This is a genomic window from Streptomyces sp. LE64 (genome assembly GCF_052606915.1).
On sequence record NZ_CP199708.1, the window covers coordinates 3,751,023 to 3,774,302 of the forward strand.

The 23,280-nt window shown below is 75.1% G+C and carries 18 protein-coding genes and 2 pseudogenes; 11 read left to right on the forward strand and 9 right to left on the reverse strand.

The genetic code is table 11. The annotated features are described in order from the left end of the window. Positions 1–106: 106 nt before the first annotated feature. Together ACSMX9_RS17085 and ACSMX9_RS17090 are read left to right on the forward strand one after the other, a co-directional pair. Positions 107–1,069 carry an EamA family transporter gene (locus tag ACSMX9_RS17085; RefSeq protein WP_445394964.1) on the forward strand — a complete coding sequence of 321 codons (963 nt, stop codon included), beginning with the start codon at positions 107–109 and terminating at the stop codon, positions 1,067–1,069. A 247-nt stretch (positions 1,070–1,316) separates the two neighbouring features. Next, a complete protein-coding gene (locus ACSMX9_RS17090; protein ID WP_445394965.1) occupies positions 1,317–2,387 on the forward strand; it encodes an isopenicillin N synthase family dioxygenase in 1,071 nt (356 codons plus the stop codon). Between the two features lie 51 nt (positions 2,388–2,438). Here the strand turns inward: ACSMX9_RS17090 and ACSMX9_RS17095 are convergent, their stop codons facing one another. Further along, positions 2,439–3,539, reverse strand: a complete 1,101-nt coding sequence (locus ACSMX9_RS17095) for a citrate synthase 2 (RefSeq protein ID WP_445394966.1) — start codon at positions 3,537–3,539, stop codon at positions 2,439–2,441. A 295-nt stretch (positions 3,540–3,834) separates the two neighbouring features. On the opposite strand from ACSMX9_RS17095, the gene pdxH reads away from it, so the two are divergent. Further along, complete coding sequence (gene pdxH, locus ACSMX9_RS17100; protein ID WP_445403011.1) at positions 3,835–4,482, forward strand: pyridoxamine 5'-phosphate oxidase; 648 nt, start codon at positions 3,835–3,837, stop codon at positions 4,480–4,482. A gap of 33 nt (positions 4,483–4,515) precedes the next feature. Here the strand turns inward: pdxH and ACSMX9_RS17105 are convergent, their stop codons facing one another. Next, a complete protein-coding gene (locus ACSMX9_RS17105; RefSeq protein ID WP_445394967.1) occupies positions 4,516–5,373 on the reverse strand; it encodes an alpha/beta fold hydrolase in 858 nt (285 codons plus the stop codon). A gap of 884 nt (positions 5,374–6,257) precedes the next feature. Further along, positions 6,258–6,950, reverse strand: a complete 693-nt coding sequence (locus ACSMX9_RS17110) for a metal-dependent transcriptional regulator (RefSeq protein ID WP_445394968.1) — start codon at positions 6,948–6,950, stop codon at positions 6,258–6,260. 361 nt (positions 6,951–7,311) lie between these two features. Between ACSMX9_RS17110 and ACSMX9_RS17115 the strand changes: the two genes are divergently transcribed. After that, positions 7,312–8,133, forward strand: a complete 822-nt coding sequence (locus tag ACSMX9_RS17115) for an SIS domain-containing protein (RefSeq protein WP_445394969.1) — start codon at positions 7,312–7,314, stop codon at positions 8,131–8,133. A 19-nt stretch (positions 8,134–8,152) separates the two neighbouring features. On the opposite strand, the gene ACSMX9_RS17120 is transcribed toward ACSMX9_RS17115, so the two are convergent. Together ACSMX9_RS17120 and ACSMX9_RS17125 are read right to left on the reverse strand one after the other, a co-directional pair. Beyond that, entirely contained in the window at positions 8,153–9,571 is a 1,419-nt protein-coding gene (locus ACSMX9_RS17120) for a PAS domain-containing protein (protein ID WP_445394970.1), read from the reverse strand. A 755-nt stretch (positions 9,572–10,326) separates the two neighbouring features. Then, on the reverse strand, positions 10,327–10,995 hold the full coding sequence (locus ACSMX9_RS17125) for a bifunctional DNA primase/polymerase (RefSeq protein WP_445394971.1): 669 nt from the start codon (positions 10,993–10,995) through the stop codon (positions 10,327–10,329). A 408-nt stretch (positions 10,996–11,403) separates the two neighbouring features. Here ACSMX9_RS17125 and ACSMX9_RS17130 point away from each other — a divergent pair, with 408 nt between their 5' ends. Both ACSMX9_RS17130 and ACSMX9_RS17135 read left to right on the forward strand, forming a co-directional pair. After that, on the forward strand, positions 11,404–12,786 hold the full coding sequence (locus tag ACSMX9_RS17130) for a transcriptional regulator (protein WP_351241402.1): 1,383 nt from the start codon (positions 11,404–11,406) through the stop codon (positions 12,784–12,786). Between the two features lie 296 nt (positions 12,787–13,082). Then, on the forward strand, positions 13,083–14,762 hold the full coding sequence (locus ACSMX9_RS17135) for a hypothetical protein (protein ID WP_445394972.1): 1,680 nt from the start codon (positions 13,083–13,085) through the stop codon (positions 14,760–14,762). Between the two features lie 27 nt (positions 14,763–14,789). Here ACSMX9_RS17135 and ACSMX9_RS17140 read toward each other — a convergent pair. After that, positions 14,790–16,120: pseudogene (locus ACSMX9_RS17140) on the reverse strand (ABC transporter substrate-binding protein). Positions 16,121–16,289: 169 nt separating this feature from the next. On the opposite strand from ACSMX9_RS17140, the gene ACSMX9_RS17145 reads away from it, so the two are divergent. Next, positions 16,290–16,736, forward strand: a complete 447-nt coding sequence (locus tag ACSMX9_RS17145; protein ID WP_445403012.1) for an SCO4402 family protein — start codon at positions 16,290–16,292, stop codon at positions 16,734–16,736. A gap of 60 nt (positions 16,737–16,796) precedes the next feature. Beyond that, positions 16,797–17,669 carry a formyltetrahydrofolate deformylase gene (purU, locus tag ACSMX9_RS17150; RefSeq protein ID WP_351241396.1) on the forward strand — a complete coding sequence of 291 codons (873 nt, stop codon included), beginning with the start codon at positions 16,797–16,799 and terminating at the stop codon, positions 17,667–17,669. Between the two features lie 32 nt (positions 17,670–17,701). On the opposite strand, the gene ACSMX9_RS17155 is transcribed toward purU, so the two are convergent. Then, positions 17,702–18,898: a zf-HC2 domain-containing protein gene (locus ACSMX9_RS17155; protein ID WP_445394973.1), complete on the reverse strand. Its 1,197-nt coding sequence runs from the start codon at positions 18,896–18,898 to the stop codon at positions 17,702–17,704. Continuing rightward, complete coding sequence (locus ACSMX9_RS17160) at positions 18,895–19,440, reverse strand: sigma-70 family RNA polymerase sigma factor (RefSeq protein WP_445403013.1); 546 nt, start codon at positions 19,438–19,440, stop codon at positions 18,895–18,897. Before ACSMX9_RS17160 ends, ACSMX9_RS17155 begins: the two co-directional genes overlap by 4 nt. Positions 19,441–20,004: 564 nt before the next feature. Here ACSMX9_RS17160 and ACSMX9_RS17165 point away from each other — a divergent pair. The 3 genes from ACSMX9_RS17165 (at position 20,005) to ACSMX9_RS17175 (ending at position 22,114) form a co-directional block, all read left to right on the forward strand. Next, positions 20,005–20,379, forward strand: a complete 375-nt coding sequence (locus tag ACSMX9_RS17165; protein ID WP_445394974.1) for an STAS domain-containing protein — start codon at positions 20,005–20,007, stop codon at positions 20,377–20,379. Positions 20,380–20,518: 139 nt separating this feature from the next. Next, positions 20,519–21,031, forward strand: coding sequence for an EF-hand domain-containing protein (locus ACSMX9_RS17170; RefSeq protein WP_366116159.1), 513 nt, complete (start codon positions 20,519–20,521; stop codon positions 21,029–21,031). 627 nt (positions 21,032–21,658) lie between these two features. Then, on the forward strand, positions 21,659–22,114 hold the full coding sequence (locus tag ACSMX9_RS17175) for an ATP-binding protein (RefSeq protein WP_366116160.1): 456 nt from the start codon (positions 21,659–21,661) through the stop codon (positions 22,112–22,114). 436 nt (positions 22,115–22,550) lie between these two features. Here ACSMX9_RS17175 and ACSMX9_RS17180 read toward each other — a convergent pair. After that, a pseudogene (locus tag ACSMX9_RS17180) lies at positions 22,551–22,871 on the reverse strand (helix-turn-helix domain-containing protein); the annotation flags it as partial. Between the last annotated feature and the right edge of the window lie 409 nt (positions 22,872–23,280).

Sequence of the window (23,280 nt, forward strand, 5' to 3'; positions counted from 1 at the left end):
CTGGGCATCCCCCGACGTGGTGCATTAAAGTGCACCTTTGAGTTCAGAGTAGTGATCGGACGGGTGTCGCCGGCCGACCCGCCACCGATGACGATGCGAGGAACCCGTGGACGTCCCCCCGACCGCCGCCACCGCCGGCCCGGCCCCCGCGCGCGCCCCGGCCCCCGCCCCCGCGGACGGCGGCGCGCGACCGGGACGGTTCGGGGCGTTCGGCCCGGTCGGGCTGGTCCTCGCGGGCGGCGTCTCCGTTCAGTTCGGCGGGGCCCTCGCGGTCACCCTGATGCCCCGGGCCGGGGTCCTCGGCGTCGTCACCCTGCGCCTGGTGGTCTCCGCGCTGGTCCTCCTCCTGGTCTGCCGGCCCCGACTGCGCGGGTACACCCGCGCCGACTGGACCACGGTCGTCGCCTTCGCGGTGACCCTCGCCGGCATGAACGGCCTCTTCTACCAGGCCATCGACCGCATCCCCATCGGCCCGGCCGTCACCCTGGAGGTGCTCGGTCCGCTCGCCCTGTCGGTGATCGTCTCCCGCCGCGCGATCAACCTGCTCTGGGCGGGCCTCGCGCTCGCCGGGGTGTTCCTGCTCAGCGGCGGCGGCTTCGGCACCCTGGACCCGGTCGGCATGGCCTACGCCCTCGCGGCGGGCGCCCTGTGGGCCCTGTACATCGTGTTCTCCGCCCGCACCGGCCGCCGCTTCCCCAAGGCCGACGGCCTCGCGCTCGCCATGGCCGTGGGCGCGGTGCTGATCCTGCCCTTCGGCGTGGTGGAGTCCGGGACCGCACTCCTCGACCCCGCCGTCCTCGGGCTCGGCGCGGCCATCGCCCTGTTGTCCTCCGTGCTCCCGTACACCCTGGAACTGCTCGCCCTGCGCCGGATGCCCGCCTCCACCTTCGCCGTCCTGATGAGCCTGGAGCCGGCGATCGCCGCGGCGGCCGGGTTCCTCGTCCTGAGCCAGACCCTCACCGCCTCCCAGAGCGTGGCCATCGTCCTGGTCATCGCGGCGAGCATGGGCGCGGTCCGCACCCAGGTGGCCCGCGGCCGGCGCGCGGCACCCGCCGCCGATCCGCTCTGACCTCCCCGCGCCCGGCGTGCGCACACCTCGCGCCGGGCGCGGACCACCTGTGAGCGCGCGCACGCGCGCGCCCTCCACCCCCGCAGTACGCTGGCGACATGCTTCCGCTCGTACGCCGCCGTCACGTGGACTACCGCCGTGTGACGAGCACCGGATGTCGGCGTCCCGCCTGACCCGACCCCCGTCAACCCAGGCAGCCGGCGCCCCATCCCGGCGGCGCCCGTGCCGTACCCCCAGCGGACATCCCATGACGCACCCGGGTGACACCACCGTCCCCCTCGCCCGCCCCCTCGACGGCAACCACTCCACCGGCCGCACGGACCTGCCCGTCATCGACCTCTCCGCGGCGGACCGCGGCCCCCAGGCCCGCCGACTGCTCCACGCCCAACTGCACGACGCCGCACACCGGGTGGGCTTCTTCCACCTCCTCGGGCACGGCGTCCCGGAAGCCCGGACCGCCGCGCTCACCACCGTCGTGCACCGGTTCTTCGCCCTGCCGGAGGCCGAGCGGGGCGCCCTCGACATCGTCAACTCCCCGCACTTCCGCGGCTACACCCGCACCGGCGAGGAACGCACCGGCGGCCGGGCCGACCGGCGCGACCAACTCGACATCGGCACCGAGCGCCCCGCCCGGGCGCCCGCCCTCGGCGCCCCCGCGTACGGCTGGCTCCAGGGCCCCAACCAGTGGCCCGACGCCCTGCCCGAACTGCGGACCGCCGCACTGGACTGGATGGCCCGCCTCGGCGACGTCGCCCAGCGCCTGCTGAGGGAACTGCTCGCCTCGATCGGCGCCCCGCCCGACTTCTACGACCCCCTCTTCGGGCCGGGCGCGCACCCCCAGCTGAAACTGGTCCGCTACCCGGGCGGGGCGGGCGCCGACGGCGCCGGGCAGGGGGTGGGCGCGCACAAGGACTACGGCTTCCTGACCCTGCTGCTCCAGGACGAGGTCGGCGGGCTCCAGGTGCAGGGCGAGGACGGGACGTTCCACGACGTGCCGCCGCTGCCCGGCGCCTTCGTGGTCAACCTCGGCGAGCTCCTGGAGATCGCCACCGACGGCTACCTCATGGCCACCGCGCACCGGGTGGTCAGCCCGCCCGGCGCCACCGAACGGTTCTCCGTCCCGTACTTCCACAACCCGCGGCTCGACGCCCGGGTGGAACCGCTGCCCTTCCCGTACGCCCCGCGCGCCCCCGGGATCACCCGGGACCCGGCGAACCCCTTGCACGCCGAGTTCGGCCGCAACGAGTGGAAGGGCAAGCTGCGCGCGCACCCCCGGGTCGCCGCCCGTCACCACCGGAACCGTCCGGTCCGGGCCTGAGCGCCGGCGCGGGGCCCGTCCGCCGGCGTGCGGACGAGGCCCCGCGCCCGCTCAGGAGGCGGCGCGCTCCGGGCGCAGCAGCTCGGCGAGGGGGCGCGCTCCGGGCCCGGCGTACCGGGCGGAGGGCCGCACCAGCCGCCCGGTCCGCTTCTGCTCCAGCACGTGGGCCGACCAGCCGGCCGTCCGGGCACAGGTGAACAGGGAGGTGAACAGGTGCGCCGGCACCTCGGCGAAGTCCAGCACGACCGCCGCCCAGAACTCCACGTTGGTGGCCAGCACCCGGTCCGGGCGGCGGGCCCGCAACTCCGCCAGCGCCGCCTCCTCCAGCGCTTCGGCCACCTCGAACCGGGGCGCGCCCAGCTCCCGGGCGGTGCGCCGCAGCACCCGGGCCCGCGGGTCCTCGGCCCGGTACACCCGGTGCCCGAAGCCCATCAGCCGCTCGCCCCGGTCCAGGGCCCGCCGCACGTAGGCGCCGGCGTCGCCGGTCCGCTCGACCTCCTCGACCATCCCCAGCACCCGCGACGGGGCGCCGCCGTGCAGCGGCCCGGACATGGCGCCCACCGCGCCGGAGAGCGCGGCGGCGACGTCGGCGCCGGTGGAGGCGATCACCCGGGCGGTGAAGGTCGAGGCGTTCATCCCGTGCTCGGCGGCGGAGGTCCAGTACGCGTCGACGGCCGCCACGTGCCGCGGGTCGGGATCGCCCCGCCACCGGACCATGAAGCGCTGCGCCGCGGTGGTGGCCCGGTCCGCCTCGCGCTGGGGCACCATCGGCAGCCCCTGCCCCCGCGCGGACTGCGCCACGTAGGACAGGGCCAGCGCTGCGGTGCGGGCGAGGTCGTCACGGGCCTGGGCCTCGCTGACGTCCAGCAGGGGGCGCAGCCCCCACACGGGCGCCAGCTGGGCCAGCGCGGCCTGGACGTCCACCCGGACGTCTCCCGAGTGCACGGGCAGCGGAAACGGTTCGGCAGGGGGGAGGCCAGGGTCGAAGGATCCGTCCACCAGCAGCCCCCACACCTGCTCGAAGGGCACCTGGCCGGCCAGTTCCTCGATGTCGACGCCCCGGTAGCGGAGGGCGCCGCCCTCCCGGTCCGGTTCGGCGATCTCCGTTTCGAACGCGACGACTCCTTCGAGCCCGGGAACGAAGTCGGTCATGGGGCGGCTCCTTGCTGCGGAGGGCGCACCGGGCGCCCGGCGTCGGTGCCGCGGCACCACCGGTGGGGGAGCGCGCGGACCTGACCCGTCACCCCCGTGATGCCCCGTTCGGACGGTCGGCCAACCGGAACCGGGCGCGGACCTTTCCCTGAGTGCCGGAAACCGGGTCCGCGGTGGCACTGGGTGCCGGGTCGGGTACGCGCTGGGTGACCGCCCCCTCGCGGTCCGCACGGGGCGGGTGCGGCAGGATGGCGCCGTGAACCGCGATTCCGTCGACCACCCGAACCCGTCCCTGATGCGCGCGCAGTACCGGGAGCAGGGCCTCGAAGAGAACGACCTGGCGGCCCACCCCCTGGAGCAGTTCGCCCGCTGGTTCCGGGACGCGGCCCGCACCGCGGACGAGGGCGCCCTCTACGAACCGAACGCCATGGTGGTGTCCACCGCGGACGACCGGGGCCGGCCCCGCTCCCGCACCGTCCTGCTGAAGCAGTTCGACCACGAGGGCTTCGTCTTCTACACCAACTACGGTTCCCGCAAGGCCCGGGACCTCGACGCCAACCCGCAGGTCGCGCTGCTCTTCCCCTGGCACCCGATGGCCCGGCAGGTGCTCGTCACGGGGGTCGCGAGCCGCACCGGTCGCGACGAGACCGCCGCCTACTTCCGCACCCGCCCGCACGGTTCCCAACTCGGGGCCTGGGCCAGCGCCCAGTCCACGGTGGTCCCGTCCCGCGCGGAACTCGACCGGGCCTACGCCGAGTTGGCGGCCCGGTACCCGGAGGGCGAGCAGGTGCCGGTGCCCCCGCACTGGGGCGGCTACCGGGTGGCCCCGCTGACCGTGGAGTTCTGGCAGGGGCGGGAGAACCGCCTCCACGACCGGCTCCAGTACGTGCGGGAGGGCACCGGCCCCGACACCGTCTGGCGGGTCGAGCGGCTGAGCCCCTGACCGTCCCCGCGGCGGGCGCGCGGGCTGGTCCGGTCAGCCCGCGGTGACCTCCTCCAGGAAGGGTTCGATCGCGGTGCGCCACTGCTCGGGCCGGTCGACGTGGACGAAGTGGGTGGCGTCGTCGACCTCCGCGTACCGGCCCCGGGGCAGCACCCGCACCATCTCCTGGGCCTCCGCCCGCCCCAACTCCCCGTCCAGTCCGCGCACCACCAGCGTGGGGCAGCGGACCTGCGCCAATTCGTCCCAGTGCGCGTTGTGCGTCCAGGCGGCGCGGGAGGCGAGCACGTGCGCGGGGTCGAAGACGGGCCGCCAGCCGTCCGGGGACTCGGCCATCACCTCGGCGTAGAACGCGCCGCGGGTCGCGTTCGGCCGCTCCACCCGGGGGTCGTCCTCGCCGAACCACTTGTGCACGTCGGCCAGGGTCGCGAACGGGAGCGGCCAGGTGGCGAACCACTGCTCCCACTCCCGCTGGGAGGCCGCGCCCAGCGCCGAGGCGCGCATGTCGCCCACCACGACCGCGCGCACCAACTCGGGCCGGCGCGCGGCCACCTGCCAGGCCGTCAGCGCGCCCATGCCGTGGCCGATCAGCACGGCGGGCGCGAGGTGGAGCTGCTCCAGGGCGGCGATCGCGTCCGCGATGTACGCCTCCCGGTCCCAGGGGCCGTCGACGGGCTTGTCGCTGCGGCCGTGTCCGCGCTGGTCGAGGGCGAGCGCCCGGTGCCGTTCGCCCAGCCAGCGGGCGGTGTCGGCCCAGTGCGAGGCCCGGCCCATCAGGCCGTGCAACAGCAACACGCCCGGCGCGCGCTCCCGCCCGGGCTTGGACGGGTCGGCGAAGTCCCAGGCGGCCAGGCGCACCCCGTCCGCCCCGGTCACGTCGATACGCCTCGCCATTGCTCCGGCACCCCCTCATGGCGGCCCGGGGGCCGCTCGCGCGCTCTACTGGGCTGTTGCGGGTCTTGTGTGTGGGCTGGAAGGGGCGGAATGATGCAGGGCACCGCTCCACCCGCCGGTCGTCAGGTCGACGGATGCCAGATTATCGAACTTGTATTCGAAAAGGCGGTGCGGGGTCGTGACACCCCTCGTTCGGATGACGCTTCCCGGGGAACGTCCCCGGTGAACCGGGGGAGCTCGCTGCCGGGAGGCGGTCCGCCCGGGGAGGCGGGCCCGTGGGGAGCGCCCCCGAGAGCTCGGGGCTCCGGGGCGGCGAAGGGGCGCGGACTCCGGCGCCCCCGGGTGTAGGGGCCCGTCACGGGCCGCCCCGCCCCGTGGTGCGCGGTGCGGCGGCCGGCTCGCGGACTCCGGGGCGTGCGCCCGCCGTCGAGCGCTCCGCGCCGCACTCCCCACTGACGTACCGCCCCCTGCGCGCCGCGCATGGTCCGCCCCTCCACGGCCGAGCGACCGGGTCCCGACGTGCGGTTCCCGGCCTCCTGGTCATATGCCTGCCGCACAGATTGGCACGGGGAGGGGGTCCGGCGCTGCGATTCCACACACAGAATGCGCATCGACTGTGAATGTGAACACCCGCCGTCCCCCTCCCGTTCTCCGCCGCCCCAACAACCCCACATCCAGGGGCGCACTCCACCTGCTCACGCCCCGTGCAGGTGGCGCACGCCCCTGCCCGGTGGGCGAGCTGCCCGGAGCCCTCCGAAGCGCACCCGGACCGGTCCGGTTCCGTCCGGGCGCCGTCGAGCCCACGGCGCCCGCTCCCGTCCGCAACCGGGCCCGGCCCGTGCCGTCTGCGGGGCGGCACGGGACTCAGCCCCGAGAGCGGCGCCTCACCGCTTGGCCACGAACACGTGGGACGCCACCTCGGTCGACAGTTCGGCGGCCTCGCCACCGCTGCCGACCAGCACCCCGCCCGCGGACTCGGTGACGCTCACCACCGAACCGGGCTGCACCCCGGCCCGCCGCAGCGTGTACATCAACTGGGCGTCCGTCTGGATCGGCTCGCCGATCCGCCGGACCGCCACGGTCTTGCCCTCGCTGCCCGGGTCGAGCTCCGCGAGGGACACCATCCCCTCGTCGAGGAAGGGGTCGGCGGCCTCCTTCTCGCCCAACTCCTCCAGCCCCGGAATCGGGTTCCCGTACGGCGACTCGGTGGGGTGCCGCAACAGCTCCAGCACGCGCCGCTCCACCGCCTCGCTCATCACGTGCTCCCAGCGGCACGCCTCCGCGTGGACCTGCTCCCACTCCAGGCCGATCACGTCGACCAGCAGGCACTCCGCGAGGCGGTGCTTGCGCATGACGCGGGTGGCGAGCCGGCGGCCCTCCTCGGTCAGCTCCAGGTGGCGGTCGGTGGCGACCGACACCAGACCGTCGCGCTCCATGCGCGCCACCGTCTGGCTCACCGTCGGGCCGCTCTGGTCCAGCCGCTCCGCGATGCGGGCGCGCATGGGGACCACACCCTCCTCTTCGAGTTCGAGGATGGTGCGGAGATACATCTCGGTGGTGTCGATCAGTCCGGACATACGTACGTGCCCCTCGTTCGGCTTTGCTAGTGCTCCACTAGCGAGTGCGCTGGCCCCTGGCCCCAATTCTTACGCATCGCGCCGACAACCGGGCCCCGGCCGTCGTACCCGACCTCGTCCCGACGCCTCCGGGCGCGCACGCGGCCGTGCGCGGAACGCCACGCAGACCCGCCCGCGGGTGGCGTCCGCACCCGTGTTGACAGCGCAGCGGTGCAGAACGCACGGTGATCCGCGACACGCGCGGGGACGGCACGCGAGGTCACCGGCGCGCGCGACCCACCCACGGGCGCACGCCGCCGGGGACGGGCGCCGGCGCTCCAGCGCGCGAGACGCACACGATCGTGAACGAAGGGGTTCGGCGATGAGCGACAGCAGCTCCCAGGGAGTCGGGGGCGCGCAGGCGCACGATGGAGGGGCTCGGGGGACGGGGGCCGACCGGAAGCTCTCCGACCGGTTCTTCGACGCGGCCATCGGGCTGCTCCAGCAGGTCCGGGACGGGGACGCGGACGAGATCGCCGCCGCGGGCACCCTCGTCGCGGACACCGTCGAAGCAGGTGGACGGCTCTTCGCCTACGGCGCCGGGCACTCCGCGCTCGCCGCCCAGGACATCGTCTACCGGGCGGGCGGCCTGGCCCTGATGAACCTGCTGGCCGTGCCCGGCGCCGTGGGCGTCGACGCGGTGCCCGCCACCCTCGGCTCCGCGCTGGAGCACGTCGAGGGGCTGGCCACGGCGGTGCTGGACACCAGCCCGCTGCGCGCCGGGGACCTCCTGATCGTCATCTCGCTCTCCGGCCGGAACGCGTTGCCCGTGGAGATGGCCTCCCACGCCCGCGCCCTCGGGGTCACGGTCATCGGCGTCACCTCCGTCGCCTACGCCACCGGGACCACGTCCCGGCACCCGTCCGGCACCCACCTCAAGGACCACTGCGACGTCGTCCTGGACACCCGCATCCCCCTCGGCGACGCCGAGCTCACCCACGAGGGCATCGCGGCCCCGTTCGCCCCCGCCTCCACGGTGGTCAACAGCGCGGTGCTCCAGGCGGTCATGGCCACCGCCGCCGGCGCGCTCGCCGGACGCGGCACCGAACCCCCGCTGCTGCGCTCCGGGAACGTCGACGGCGGTCTCGACTGGAACGACCGGGTGATGGACGAGTACCGCGACCGCATCTTCTACCGCCGGTAGCCGCACCGGCCCCCGCGGCTCAGCCGCGGGGGCCGGACCGCGCGTCGGCGAGGTCCACCGCCGTCGCGATCCGGGCGGCGATCGACTCCGCGTAGGTGGCGTCCAGCCGCTCGAAGCGGCTGCGGCTCGCCGCCCGCAGGAACGTCAGCACCCCCAGGGTCCGGCCCCGGCTGCGCAGCACCGAGCACAGGGCGTGCACCGAGTCCTCCGGCCACTGCCGGGCCCGCGCCCACTCCCGGGCGCGACCCGGCGGATCGGCGGGCGCACTGGCCCGCACGGAGCTGGTGCGCTCCACGCTCTGGACGGCCGGGTGCCCGGCCGCGTACCGCAGCGGCAGTCCGGAGCGACGGGCCGCGAGTCCGGGCCCCGGGCCGCCCGCGGGGCCGGCGGGCGTGGCCAGGGCCCGCACCAGGCGCACCGGCACGTCGAGGTCCGGGTGCGCGGAGGGCGCGTCGGCCCGGCCGAGCACGTCCAGCAGCACGTGGTCGGCGAAGCCGGCGAGCGAGAAGTCCAGCAGCACCGAGATCGCCTCGGCGGGGTCCTCGCACTCACCGGCCGCCCGAGCCGCCCGGTGCAACTGGTTGCTGCGGAACCGCAGCTGGGTGGCCTCCTGCTCGGTCTGCTTGGACTCCGTGACGTCCTGGAAGAGCCAGCCGACGCCCAGCGGAACCGGTTCTTCGGCGAGCGGCGACGACAGCCGGACGAAGCCGCTGCGCCAGCAGCGCCGGACCTCGCCGTCGGGCAGCCGGACCGTCACCCACAGGTCGGTGGGCACGGGCGGCGCCCCCTCGGCGAGGACGTGCGCCAGCGCGCCCTCCACCTCCTCCACGCCCTGGGTCAGGAACTCGCCCAGCGGTCGGCCCAGCAGGGTGGTGCGCCCGCTGCCGAGGGCGGTGGCGGCGTGCGCGTTGGCGGCGGCGGGCCGCAGGTCCGCGTCGATCAGGACGACGCCCCAGGCGGCGTCCTGGAAGAGGGCCTCGCTCAGGGCGATGGACCGCTCCAGGTCGATCTGCGCGTGCACCTCGCTGAACGCGCAGTACACGCCGGCGGGCTCGCCGTCCGGTCCGCGCACGGCCGCGGACTGGGTGCGCACCAGCACCCGGCCGCCGTCCTTGGTGAGCAGGGCGAATTCGTGGACCTGACGGCCCCGCGCCCGCATCGCGCCCAACAGGCGCTCCACGATGCCCGCGGCATCGCCCGGCCGGGCCGCCCAGCCCGCGAACCCCTGACGGCCGACCGCCTCGTCGGCGCTCCACCCGAGGACGCGTTCGGCCTCCCGGTTCCAGTGGGTGACCACCCCGTCCGCGTCGAGGGCGCACAGGGCCGCGTCCATGCCGTCCAGCAGGGCCGCGAGCAGGTCCGCGCCGTCCCGCCCGTCGCGGTCGGGACCGGTCGGTCCCAGTTCGTCGGTGGTCCCGCTCGGTCGGGAAGCACTCACCGGGCACCCCCTGTCCGCGGCGCCCAGCACCGCGTCGTTTCCGTGCGGCACGCGTACCACCGCGTCGGGTACGCCCACCGCGCTCCGGCCTCATTCAACTCGAACGTGACCCACCCCATCCAGTGTTCCCCGAAAGAGGCCGCGCCGGGAAACGATCGAGGACCCAACGGCCCGTTTCGGGGGCATCGGGGGCGGCTTCCGTGCAGGTGGGGGCGCATGGGGGGCGGACGCCGCGGATGGCGGTACGGGGGCTCTGCGGGCTTGCGGGCCCGGCGCGCGCAGCCGGGTTCGCGCCGGGGCGACGGTCGGGGCCGGGGCCGGTGCGGGAGGCACGGGGCGGTGCGGCGGAAAACCGTTTGAGGGCGCCCGAGGGGCGTGCCTAGTCTGGAGGCACACAGAAGGGAGGTGGTTCGGAACATGAGTGATCACCGGACTAGTGAGGTGGCTGCGGGCTAGGCCCGTCACCCCACCCGAGTGCGGTGCCGGACCAGCGCGTGGACGCATGCGCAACCGGCCCAATCCACGCAGTCACCCGACCCGCAGGTCGCCGGTCAGTCCGGCCGGCTTCCCCCGCTCCGCGCGGGGGGACCACGCCTGCGGGTCGTCTGCGTGCACGACCCCGTACGGCCTCCCGGACGGAGCGCGGCGCGTCGGTCGGGCGAGACCGGCCGCGCCCCGCCCGGTGCGTCCCCCGGAGGCGCCGGAGCCCGGGACGGGCGGTGGCGGGCCGGGAACGGGGCAGGCGCACGGGGCGCCTATCGGCGGGCCTCCCGCGCGCAGGCGTACGCCAGCGGACTGATCAGCTCCTCGACGTCCGGCAGCCAACGGTTGGCGTCCGTGGGACGGTTGGCCCACTGGACGGCGCCCCGGGTGCCGAAGCGGGTCGGCGGCGCGGCGACGTACTTGCCCTCGCCGAGGGTGTCCAGGTCCAGCGAGGACGGCGGCCAGCCCAGCTTGCGGATCAGGTCGGGGACCTTCGCCGAGGCGCCGGGCAGGACGAAGAACTGGGTGCGCCCGTTGGGCACGCTCAGCACCGGGCCGAGCGTCAGTTCCATCCGCCGCATCCGGGCCAGGGCCAGGAACCCGGCGGTCTCGGGCACGTCGATCACGTCGAAGGTGCGGCCCGTGGGCAGCAGGATCGACGCGCTCGGCTGCTTCTCCCAGATGCGACGTGCGGTCGACGCGCTCCCGGTGGCCTGCGCCGGCCAGTCGTTGCGCGTCGGGTGCGCCCCCGGCGCGGCGCAACCGGTGTCGTCGCACGAGCACCGCGGGACCCCGTCGACGGTCTCCATCCAGGTGCCGGGGAAGACGTCCCAGTGTCGTTCCTCGGCGTACCGCACCGCCGTGTCCTGCGGTGCTTCGCCCCGCTGCTGGGGGATCTGGGCGGTCGATGCGGCTCCGCGCTGCTCGATGGTCTCTTCCACGTGCTTCTCAACTCTCGCTTTCTGTAGGGGTAACGACACTCCTCGCGCACGGCATGGTGCACGAGGGCCCGCGGCGGGGCGCATGGGTGCACTGGCAGGGGCGCGCGGAGGGTCGAGCCGCGGCTGTGGGTAACCAGGGTAGGGGCGTACTACCGGCCGTTACCCCGGCATTTCTCGTATGTCCCGCATCTTCCCTTTGTCGTCGGGGCATTGATCAGCGAGAAGCCGCCATCTCGACGGCTGAACAGTGCGAAACCACCTGAACCGGACACGATGTCAGAGAAGACCGGGACACCACCCGCAGCACCCTCCACACCCGCGGCAGCCACGGCGGCCCCGACACCCACACCATCCGAACCAGACGAGGCGGCGGGCTGGCGAGCGCCGCAGCAACAGGGGGTTCACGTCATGGCCGCACGGCCTCTCGTCGCGCGACAACCGAACGAACGGCTCCAGTCCCTCATCCAGGAAGCCGCCTGCTCCAACGCCGGACTGGCCCGCCGGGTCAACATGTGCGGCGCCGAGCACGGCCTCGACCTGCGCTACGACAAGACCTCCGTGGCCCGCTGGCTGCGCGGCCAGCAGCCGCGGGGCCGCGCCCCCGCGATCATCGCCGAGGCGCTCGGCCGCAAGCTCGGCCGGACGGTCACCATCGACGAGATCGGCATGGCCAACGGCAAGAACCTGGCCTCCGGCGTCGGCCTCCAGTTCTCCCCCACCGTGCTGGGCGCCATCGAGCAGGTCTGCGAACTGTGGCGCAGCGACGTGGGCCGCCGGGACTTCCTGTCCGGCTCCTCCGTCGCCGCCTCCGCCCTGGTGGAACCCAGCCGAGACTGGCTGATCTCCGCCCCGGACGCCCAGGTGGCCCGTCAGGCCGGCCCCCGGGTCGGCACCTCCGACGTGGCGGCCGTGCGGGCCATGACCGCGGCCCTGGTCGACCTGGACCACCAGTACGGCAGCGGCCACGTGCGGCCCGTGGTCGTCCACTACCTCAACAGCGTGGTCTCCGGACTCCTCGCCGGCTCCTACCGGGAGACGGTGGGACGGGAGTTGTTCGCCGCCGTCGCCCGACTCACCGAACTCGCCGGGTACATGGCCGTCGACACCGGCCAACCCGGCCTGGCGCAGCGCTACTACATCCAGGCGCTCAGGCTCGCCCAGGGGGCCGGGGACCGCGGCTACGGCGGATACGTGCTGGCCGCCTCGATGAGCCACCTCGCCGCCCAGCTGGGCAACCCGCGCGAGATCGCCCAACTCGCGCGCGCGGCGCAGGAGGGCGCACGCGGGCGGGTCACCCCCCGCGCGGAGTCCATGTTCCACGCGGCCGAAGCCCGCGGACACGCCCTGCTCGGGGACGTCCGCTCCGCGCAGGAGGCCTCGGTGCGGGCGGTGTCCGCGATGGAACGCGCCGACGCGGCGTCGAGTGACGACCCGGTGTGGATCGCCCACTTCGACGAGGCGTACCTCGCCGACGAACTGGCCCACTGCCACCGCGACCTCGGGCAGGCCGAGGCCGCGGCCCGCACGGCCCGCGAGGCCCTCGACAAGCACCCGCCCACCCGGGCGCGCCGCCGGGCCATCGCCCTGGTGCTGTTGGCGACGGCCCAGATCCAGCAGCGCGAGGTCGAGCAGGCCTGCCACACCGGGCTGCGGGCCGTGGAACTCCTGGGGACCCTGCGCTCCCAACGGGGCGCCGAGTACCTGGAGGACTTCCACCAGCGGCTCGAACCGTTCCGGGACGAGCCGGTGGTTCGCGAGTTCGGGGCCCGCCTGGAACTCCAGGCGGCCTGACCTCCCGCGTCCCGTGCGGACGTGAGACGGGTCACGGAAGCGGCCCGCCGGTGCCCCTTCGCCGGGCCGCTTCCGAGACCCGTCGCCACGTCCTTCCCGCACCCGCGCCCGCCCTCCCCGCTGGTCGGACGCCTGGTCAACTGGCCGGCGCAGAAGGAGGGAACAGCGCTCCGCGCCGGGGCGGCACCGCTCCCGCCCGGTCGTGCCGCGACGCGTCGACGCACTTGGCGTGCGGACGCGGGCACCGGGTAGCGTGGCCGGTCTGTTCGGAAGTTCCCTCATCCGAAGGAGTCCCGGTGACGCAGAGCGGACAGGGCGAGGACGCGCATCCCGCTCCGGCACGCCACCCCCACGAGGGCCTCGTGCTCCCCGCGGACGGAAGCGGGCCGTTCCTGCCGCCGGCTCCGCAGCCCACCGCCCCGCCCGGCTGGGGCGCACCACCCACCACCCCGCCGCCGGCCCCCGTCGGCTGGGGCGCGCCCGTCCCGCCCCCGCAGCAGCCCTCCCGCGGCCGGCACGCCGCCCCCGGCAGCGGCCCGCTGCCGCCCGAGAGCGGCACCGCGCCCGGCGCCCACCGCGGGCCCGGCCCGGACGCCGAGGCCACCGCGCTGCTGCCGCCGGTCCCGCCCACCGGCCGTCCGCTGCCCGCCGCCGGTCCACCGGCCGGCCCCGCGCCCGGCCTCTTCCCGCCCGCCGCGGCCGGCGACGACCAGGCGACCCAGTACCTGCCGCCGGTCCCGGCCGCACCCGCCCCGCTGCCCGCCGGCGCGGACGCCGCCCCGACCGAGCTGATCCCGCCGATAGCCGCGCACCCGCCCGCGCTGCCCGCTCTCCCCGGGCCGGACGCCCAGGCCACCCAGGTGATCCCCCCGGTGCCGGTCGCCCCGGACGCCCAGGCCACCCAGGTCATGCCCCCGGTGCCGGCCGGGCCCGGAACCCCGGGCCGGCACCTGGAGGCCACCCAGGTCATCCCGCCCGTCACCCCGGGTGCCCTCCCGCCCGAGATGCCCGCGCCCCCCGGAGCCCCCGCCGAACGGACCCACTACCTCGGCACCGTTCCGCGCGCCGGATCGGCCCCCGACATGCACAGCGCGCCCACCCAGCACGTTCCGCAGGTGCCGGCCGCCGCCGCGGGCGCCCCGCACGGCGAGCGCACCCCGCCCGAGGCCCTCGCCGGCTTCGACGCCCTGTTCCGCGACGGCGCCCCCGCCCCCCGGCCCGCACCGCCGGGCCCCCGCCCCCCGTACCCGGGTCCGCCGGGGCCGGCCGCCGCGCCCCCGGGGCGGGCGGCGGCCCGTCGGGCCGCCCGCGATCCGCAGCGCAAGTCCCGGGTGCCGCTGATCGCGGCCGTCGGGGTGGGGCTCGCCGCGATCGGCGTCGGCACCGGGGCGCTGCTCGGCGGCGGCGACGGCGAGGACGCGAAGCGCACCACCAAGGGCAGCGCCCCCGTCTCCGCGGCCGAGGCCGCCGACGCCCCGCCCGGGCCGACCGAGCCCGCACCGTCCGCCCCGGCCCCCGACCGGGCCGCGGACCAGGCGGGGAAGCTGGACGAACTGCTCGCCGACAGCGGCGGCAGCCGCGCCACGGTGATCAGCGCGGTCGCCGACATCAACCGCTGCCGGGACCTGGAGAGCGCCGCCGAGGACCTGCGCGACGCGGCCCGGGAACGGGACGAGCTGGTGACCCGGCTGGCCGGGCTGTCCGTGGACCGACTGCCCCGGCACGGCGAGTTGACCAGTGCGCTGACCACGGCCTGGCAGGCGTCCGCCGAGGCCGACGAGCACTACGCGGCCTGGGCCGAGCGGGTCGACGGCAAGAAGGGCTGCCGCGGCGGCAAGGCCCGGCAGACCAAGGAGGCGGCGGCCGGCAACCGGGCCAGCGGCGAGGCCACCGAGGCCAAGCGGACCGCGTCCGGCCTCTGGAACGCCATCGCCGAGGAGCACGGGCTGACCACCCGGCAGCCCACCCAGCTCTGACGGCCCCGGCGTCCCGGGCGCCCGCCGTCACCGGGCGGGCAGGCCCTCCAGGGTGGCGGACACGTCGACGAACCCGGGGCGGGCGGCCACCAGCCGACCGTCCCGCACCGACTGGAAGGTGACGTTGGCGTTCACCGCCCGGGGGAACTCCCGCACCGCGAGCAGGTCCTCGAACCGCCAGCTCAGCACGGGGGTCAGTCCGCCCGTGTCGACCCGGAGCCCGCCGTCCAGGACGTCCCGCACCCCGCGCGCCGTCACCTCGGCCCCGTCGATCGCCTCGACGGCCTCCCGGAGCACCGTGTAGGCGACCCAGGTGGTCTGCACCCCGGCGTCCGCCGGGTCGATGCGGTTGTCGTCGAAGGCGTGCGCCCCGATGACCTTCCGCATCGGCGCCCACCGGGGGTCCGAGGACACCGGGTACCAGCCGCAGACGTAGGCGCCCTCGTACGGGCCGGAACCGCCGCCGGTGCGGTCCACCGCCGACTGGTCCACGCTGCCGAAGACCGCCCCGACCCGGACCGGCGGGTAGTCGGCGCGGACCCGCCGGAAGGAGTCGGTGAACGTGCGGGTGCGCTCGCCCAGCGCCGAGACCACGCACCCTTCCCCGGGCCCGCGGCGCTGACCCGGGACAGGGCCTCGCGGGCCTGCCGCGTGTACTCGGTCGCCTCCTCCGCGGCCATCACGTCGTGCGCGGCCGGCCGCCGACCGGTGGCGAGTCCGCCGTTGAGCAGCACCGGGAGCTCGTCCCCGGCGGAGGTGTCGGGCCGCACCAGCGCCACGTCGGTGCAGTGCGCGGCGAGCTGTCGTCCCAAGCCCGCCGTCAGCGCCGGCTGTCCGCCGTGCACCGGGTAGGACAGCGCCCGGGTGAACTCGTCCTCGGTGACCCCGTAGCCGCCGATGTACGGGATGCCCGCCGATTCCAGCGGCCCCAGGAAGGCCCGGCTGTGCTGGCTGTAGGAGCCGACCACCGCCACCGCCTCCTCGGCCACCGCACGGTGGGCGCACTCCGAGGCGCCGGCCGCGTCGTTGCGCTCGTTGCAGGTGATCACCTCCAGTTCGCGGCCCCCGATCCCGCCCTCGGCGTTCACCCAGCGGGCGAACGCCCGGGCCATCGCCGGGATGCCGGGCAGGTCGGCGCCCCCGGCCCGCTCGGGCGCCCAGGTCATCACGGTGACCGGGGACCGGTCCGGGCCCGAACCGGGGAGCACGCCACAAGCCCCGACGAGCGCCGTGAGCGCCGTGAGCGCCGTCGTGCGGCGCAGCGCACCGAGGGCGCGGGCGCGCGGTGCGCGCGGTCTGGAGAACCGGGAGGTGAGGAAGCGCGCGGGGCGCGTGGACGTGCGAGGGGAACCGGTCATGGTTCCGCACCCTTGCGCCGCATTCCCAACCGCTGAGTGCCGCCGGGACACGAAGGGGCGACGCCGAGGTGAATTGAGGGAGCGTGCGTGCCGAGCGCGCGGGAACGTACGATCGGGAACCGTGCAAGGTCCGGAGAACCCTTCCCGTCGTGGCCGCCGCTCCTCCACCATGGGCGGCATGCCGCTCAACGACATGCCCTGGTGGCGCTGGCGCAGCCAGGTGCGCTCCGCGCTGCACATGCTCTCCGACCCGGCGTTCCAGCGGGAGTGCTGGCTCGCCGGGCACACCGGCTACGGGGACGTCACCGACGCCGTGTACCGGCTGGTCGAGGACACCTGGCTGGACAACTGGTCGGCCGAGAAGTACGTGGGGACGATCTTCCGGGACGCCGAGGAGGCGGCCCTGGTGGACGCCGCCGTGCTGCGGGTGCTGCGGATCATGCACCAGGTCGGCCCGGACGCCGCCGTCTCCGCCTACCTGGAGCACCCGGGGTGGCCCGAGGCCGTGCACGCCGCGCGCGAGGCGCACCTGCGGCTCGCGACGGCCGACGGGGACGACCCGCACCAGCCGCCGCGCACCCTGGAGGCGCTGCGGATCATGACCGGCCGGGGCTGAGCGCCGCCCCTCCGGCCGGGACCCGGGACGCAGGCGCGGGGGTGTGCGACCCTGGTCCGCATGAACGATCAGGCCGCCGCCCCAGCCGAGCAGTACGTCCTCACCCTGTCGTGCCCCGACAAGCAGGGCATCGTGCACGCCGTCTCCAGTTATCTGTTCATGACGGGCTGCAACATCGAGGACAGCCAGCAGTTCGGCGACCACGACACCGGTCTGTTCTTCCTGCGGGTGCACTTCTCGGCGGAGCCGCCGGTCACCGTGGACAAGCTGCGGGCGAGCTTCGCCGCGGTCGGCGACTCGTTCCAGATGGACTGGCAGATCAACCGGGCCGACGACCGGATGCGGGTCGTCCTGATGGTCAGCAAGTTCGGGCACTGCCTCAACGACCTGCTCTTCCGGGCCAGGACCGGGGCGCTGCCGGTGGAGATCGCCGCGGTCGTCTCCAACCACACCGACTTCGCCGAGCTGGTCGACTCCTACGGCATCCCCTTCCACCACATCCCGGTCACCAAGGACACCAAGTCCGAGGCGGAGGCCCGGCTGCTGGAGCTGGTCCGCGAGCAGGACGTGGAGCTGGTGGTGCTCGCCCGGTACATGCAGGTGCTCTCCGACGACCTGTGCAAGCAGCTCAGCGGGCGCATCATCAACATCCACCACTCGTTCCTGCCGAGCTTCAAGGGCGCCAAGCCGTACCACCAGGCGCACGCGCGGGGCGTGAAGCTGATCGGCGCGACGGCGCACTATGTGACCGCCGACCTGGACGAGGGCCCCATCATCGAGCAGGAGGTGGAGCGGGTCGGCCACGGGGTGACCCCCGAGCAGCTGGTGGCGGTCGGTCGGGACGTCGAGTGCCAGGCGCTGGCCCGGGCCGTGAAGTGGCACGCGGAACGCCGCATCCTGCTCAACGGGCGCCGCACCGTCGTCTTCCCGTAGCCCCTCCCGCGGCCGGTCCGCGGACCGGCCGCTCAGAGCCGACTGAGGGACGCCGTCGCGGCGAGCACCTCCTGGATGGCCCGGCGGTCGCCCTCCCGGCCCGCCACCGCCTCCTCGGGCGCGATGTGCCCGGCGGCCAGTCGACAGAACTCGGTGTCGTCCAGCGCCACGTGCGCGACCACGTGCACCGCCGGGTCCGCCCCGCCGGGCGGGTCCAGCGGGATGTGCCAGTCGCCGCCGCCGAACCCCTCGATCTCCAGCCGCACGCTGCGCGCCGGCGCCCCCGGCCGCCCGGAGGGCTCCGCACCGGGGCCGAGCCCGGCCCGCCGCCGCCGGGCCAGGCTCCGGGGCAGCACCCGCACCCCCAGCGCGACGAGCTGCCGCAGATGGCGCGGCGCGGGCGGTTCGTAGGGGTAGGTCACCGCCTCGGCGATGTCGGTGGCGTGCACCCAGCACTCGAAGGCCCGGTCCAGCATCGCCTCCCGCAGCGGCAGGGTGAAGTCCCCGTACGGCACCGGCACCTCCTCGGCCGGGCCGCCGGGCACGGTGCCGTCCGCGGCGAACGCGGCACCGCGCACCAGTGCGTGGCCCTGTTCCCGCCAGGGCCCGCGCACCGTGCGGTCGGGCGGCGCCGCCAGGGTCCGCCAGTACGCCTCGGTCCGGGCGGTCGGCCCCGCGGCGAGCGGTCCGCCGTCCTCCGCGGCGCCGGCCAGCGGGTCCGTCAGCCCCAGTGCCGCGGCCACCAACCCGTCGACGGTCCACAGGTGGGCGATGACCCCGGCCACGGTGGTGGCGCGGCTGCGCGGTCCGGCGTCCTCGTGCCAGCGCAGCCGCACCGGGGTGTGCCACTCGGCCGGGCCGAAGTCCTGGAGCAGCGCGTCGAGACGGGCGGCCTCCGCGTCGTAGGGCGTGGCCCAGGCGGGGACCGGCACCCGGGGCGGGCGGCGGCCCAGGCAGCTGTCGAGGACCCGGGTGCGCAGCCGCGGGTCGAGGTCCAGCGGTTCGGCGGGGTGCAGCAGGGTCACCGCGTCCCGCAGCCGCAGCGCCTCCACCGCGCAGGGCCCGCACTCGCCGAGGTGCCGTTCCACCGCGGCGACCTCCGCGGCCGAGCAGGCGTCGAGCGCCCAGGCGCCCAACAGGGAGGTCAGGACCTTGTGCGACACGGGCTCCGCCGGGTCCGGGGGAGTGGTGGGCGCGGGCGGCGGCCGGCGGCTCGGGGGCGTGCTCATCGCGGGCTCCCCGACTGCGGCGGCCCGCTCGCGGTGTCGTGGGCGGTCGCCAGCAGTTGCAGGCCCAGCCGTAGCCGGCGGCGGGCCTCCTCGGCGGTCACCCCGAGGTCGGCGGCGGTGCTGTGGTAGTCGCGGCGCTGGAAGTACGTCTGCTCCAGCGCGGTGCGCAGCGGCGCCGGCATCGACGCGACGATGTAGTCGGCGCGGGCCGTCGCGGAGGCGTGGCGCACCTTGCGTTCGAGTTCGGCGGTGGAGGCCGCGGCGTCCGCGGCCCCCTCGGCCAGGGCCGCCGCCTCGGTGCTGCGCAGCCGCTCGACCGCGAACCGGTGGGTCAGGGCGGCGACCCAGGTGCGGAGCGGTTCCTTCCGGGGGTCGTAGGCGTGGGGTCGTTCCCAGACGTGGCCGAAGACCTCCCGGGTGATCCGGTCGGCGCCCGCCTCGTCGCCGAGCACCCGGTGGGCCAGTCCGTGCACCAGCGGGGCGAAGCGGTCGTACAACTCGCCGAGCGCCGCCGCCTCGCCGCGGGCCAACCGTTGCTGCATCCTCCGGTCCCAGCGCCGCGGCGCGTCCTGTGTCACGTGCCCCCCTCACCCGGTCCGGCCGCGCCCTGCCCCGGGCGTCCCCGTCGACGTCGACGGGTGCGACGTTCGCATCCCGTCCCTCGAATGTAGTCGGCCCGGCCGTACGGGGGCGCCCCTTTGGTCCATGAGATTTCCAGTAAATCCGCAGATGATGACCGGGTGGGGAAACCTTTTCAGCCCATCTGCCATAAGTCTGACTGCTGTTGAATGAGCATGTCCGAATGTGATCGTGACAGCGCGAATACTTCTCTTCACGATTCTGGATACCCGTGTTTCGTGACGGCCGGTGCGGGAAGTCGGCCTGGGAAACACGAGAAATGCTTCCGGGCGGACCGCCGGAGTGCGAACCGGCGCGCGGCGGACGGCCCGACCACCGGCGCGCGGCACCGGGAACGCAGGAATGCACGACGGAACGACGGAACGACGGCAGTGACGGCAGGCGGCACGGACGGCGCGGCGACCGCAGCGCCGGGCGGTGGAGGGTTCCGGACGGATTCGACGGTTCGGCGGACGAAGGGCTGGGGCGTGGCGTTCAGAGTGACCGGGGACGAGCGGGGCGAGTGGACGGTGCTCCGGGTCTCGGGGGAATTGGACCTGATGACGTCGCCGGTGCTGCGGCAGCACGTGCGGGACGCCGTGGCGCGGGGCCGGCACGACCTGGTGCTGGACCTCTCCGAGGTGTTCTTCTGCGACTCCAGCGGGGTCGGCGTGCTGATCGCCACCCGACGCCTCATCCGCTCCTGTCGGGGCCGACTGCGGCTGACGCTGCCCGCCCGCGGCGCGGTCGAGGGCTCGCACGTGAACCGGGTGCTCGCGGCGCTCGGCGTCCGGCGCCTCTTCGACGTGTTTCCGGACGTCGAGGCCGCGGTGACGGAACGGGTCGAACCGCTGTCGGCCTGACCGGCGCCGGGTTCCGGCCGCCAAGGTGGCCGAACACGGCCGGGGACCGAACGGGTTCGCCGCCCGGGGGGAGCCGGAAGCACGTACGCTCCCGATCGGAAGCAACCGGAACCCGTAACGTGAGGCGGTCCGAGAACCCATGGTCAGTACCGAGAACGAGCACCGGATCGCCGAGCGGTTCGCCACCTTCGACCAGGACGGCAACGGCTACATCGACCGCGAGGACTTCAGCGCCGCGGCCAAGACCCTGCTCGCCGAGTTCGGCACGACCGCCCGCTGCGACAAGGGCCAGGCCCTCTACCTGGGCGCCGAGGCGTTCTGGCAGGGCATGGCCGGCATCGCCGACCGCGACGGGGACCAGCGCATCAGCCGCGACGAGTTCGTCAACGGTGCGGTCAAGCGACTGCGCGACAACCCCGACCGGTTCGCCGAGATCGCCCGCCCCTTCCTCCAGGCCGCGCTCGCGGTGGCGGACGCCGACGCGGACGGCGCCGCGACGGTCGAGGAGACCGCGCGGGTGCTGCGCTGCCTCGGGGTCGACGCGCCCACGGCGAAGGCGGCGGCCGCGGCGCTGGACGCCGACACCGACGGCCGGGTGACCCAGGCCGAGGTCATCAGCGCCTTCGCCCGGTACTTCACCGTCCCCGAGTAGCCCGCCCGCCGCCGGCCGCGGGACGAACCGCCCCGCGGCCGGAAGACGTCGTACGCCGGTGGCCCGGGTGCGGACCGTCCGCACCCGGGCCACCGGCGTGCCGTGCCCCGCCGCCCCGCCGTGCCGCCGTGCCGACCGTCGCCCCGGACGGTCGGCCGTGGTGGCGGGCAACCGCCCCACAGCACAGGGGAGATGGTGACGCAGCGTGCACGCGAGGCGGGTGCGGAGGGAGGGAATCCGGGGTGCGGAGGTGTCGGGCGCTCGGGTTTACCGGGTTGTGTCCTTCGCGTGACTCGTCACGGTGTGGTGCGAACGCGTCACTCCGGTACCTTGTGAGGGATGCGAGCGGAGTTGTGGCCGAGCCCTGCCGGTGTTGCCCCTGAGGCGGCTCCGTGCCTGGTGACGCACCTGTTCACTCGTACAGAAAGCGGTCCGACGTCCGCTTGTTCGACCCCCCGTGGCGAGCGTCGCACAGTATGCCGCACGCGTACTCCTTCGCGCTGGAATATGCCCGAAGCGCTTGTTGGGGTAATTGAACGTCAACCATGCTGTCTCACAAGGGAATCACGTTCCGTGACCCTCGGGAGGCGCGAGGCGATGTGTCCGCCGGTTCGGATGGTGTGAGCGGTGCAGGTGCTTCAGGTTCAGCTGGAAGTCCGGCCAGACCCCGCGGAGGTGGGGCGGGCCCGGCGATGGGCGCGGTCCCGGCTCGCCGGCTCCGGCATAGCCGCGGACGAGCCGGTGGCGGAAACCCTCATCCTGCTGGTGTCCGAGCTCGTCACGAACGCCGTCGTCCACGCCGGGTGTCCCGCCGTGCTGCGACTGCTGCTGTCGGGCCGGGCCGAGGCGGCACCCGCCACCGTACGGGTGGAGGTCGCCGACGCCTGCGCCCGACCGCCCCGCCCGCGACGGGCCGAGGGCGACGAGACCGGCGGCCGGGGCCTCGAACTCGTCGACGGACTCGCCGACCGGTGGGGCTGGCAGCCGGAAGGGTCCGGCAAGCGCATCTGGTGCGAGGTCGACCGCAGCGTCGCTCCCGCCGCCGCCCCCGGCGGCTACGGCTGCTCCTACGAACGGTACTGACCCCGGGTCTCGGGTCCCGTCCGGACGTCCGGGCGGGGCCCAACCCCTGGGTCAGCCGACCGGTCGCGGCCGAACCGGCGGTCCCGGTGTCGGCCGGTCCGACGCGGCGCGAGCCCGCCCGCCCGAACTGCCCGCCGCCACGCGAACGGCGGCCGGGGGCCTGCCGCGGATTCCTCTCCCGCGAGGCGGGCCCGGCAAGTAGTGCGCAATTCCCGTGAATTGACGGAGCGCCGGATGATCGCCCCGGCGGATCGGGGCAGGTGCGGGCAGATACGCGGATGCGGGCGGAAAACCCCGTGGGGGCATCGTCCCGCCGAAGAGGGTGCAGGGCAGGGGAGACGGAACTCCGAGTGCCCCGAACGCCCTTCACGGACTTCGGCACGCTCGCCATGACCGGCCGGCAGAGGGGTGCATTCCCGGTGCGTCGCCGCCCCGGTCAGCCGCCGGGTAGCGGGCCGCGGGTGCGGAAGGCCCGGCGGTAGGCGTTGGGGGTGACGCCCACGGCCGTCCGGAGGTGCTGGCGCATCGACTGGGCGGTGCCGAAGCCGCACTCACGGGCCACGTGATCGATGCCGAGGTCGGTCGACTCCAACAGGTGTCGGGCGCGCTGCACCCGCTGCTGGGTGAGCCACCGCCCGGGGCTCATCCCGACCTCCTCGCGGAACCGGCGGGTGAAGGTCCGCACCGACATGGCCTCGCGGGCGGCCAACTCCCGCAACGTGAGCGGCCGGTGCAGATGGGACAGGGCCCAGGAACGCCAAGGAACCGCTTGACGGCCGCCCACGCCCCCCGGGCGGAACTTCGTACGGTTCCGCGTCGCTGTTCAGCGACCGGCGGCCGGATCACGGCTTACCCCTGCGGCTTCTCTGGTTGGCCTCCGCGACCCTGCTCCGCAGGCCGTTCGCCGTCCGCTCCGCCGGGGACGGGTAGTCCGGGCACCGCTCTGATGCACACCGGCACGTCGGCCACCGCAGGGCATCCCCCGGAATGAGGTCTGCTCCCTCCGGGCCGGGGTCGGCTTTCTGCGCCAGGAGTACCCCGGCCACTCCGCGTGCTCCGGAGAGACGGGACAGGAATCGTCGGGCCTCAGTGCTGGCTTCACACCGTTCAGCGTCGGCCTGCGGAGGATCGACATCCATTGGCCCGGCATGGGCCCTCACATGGGC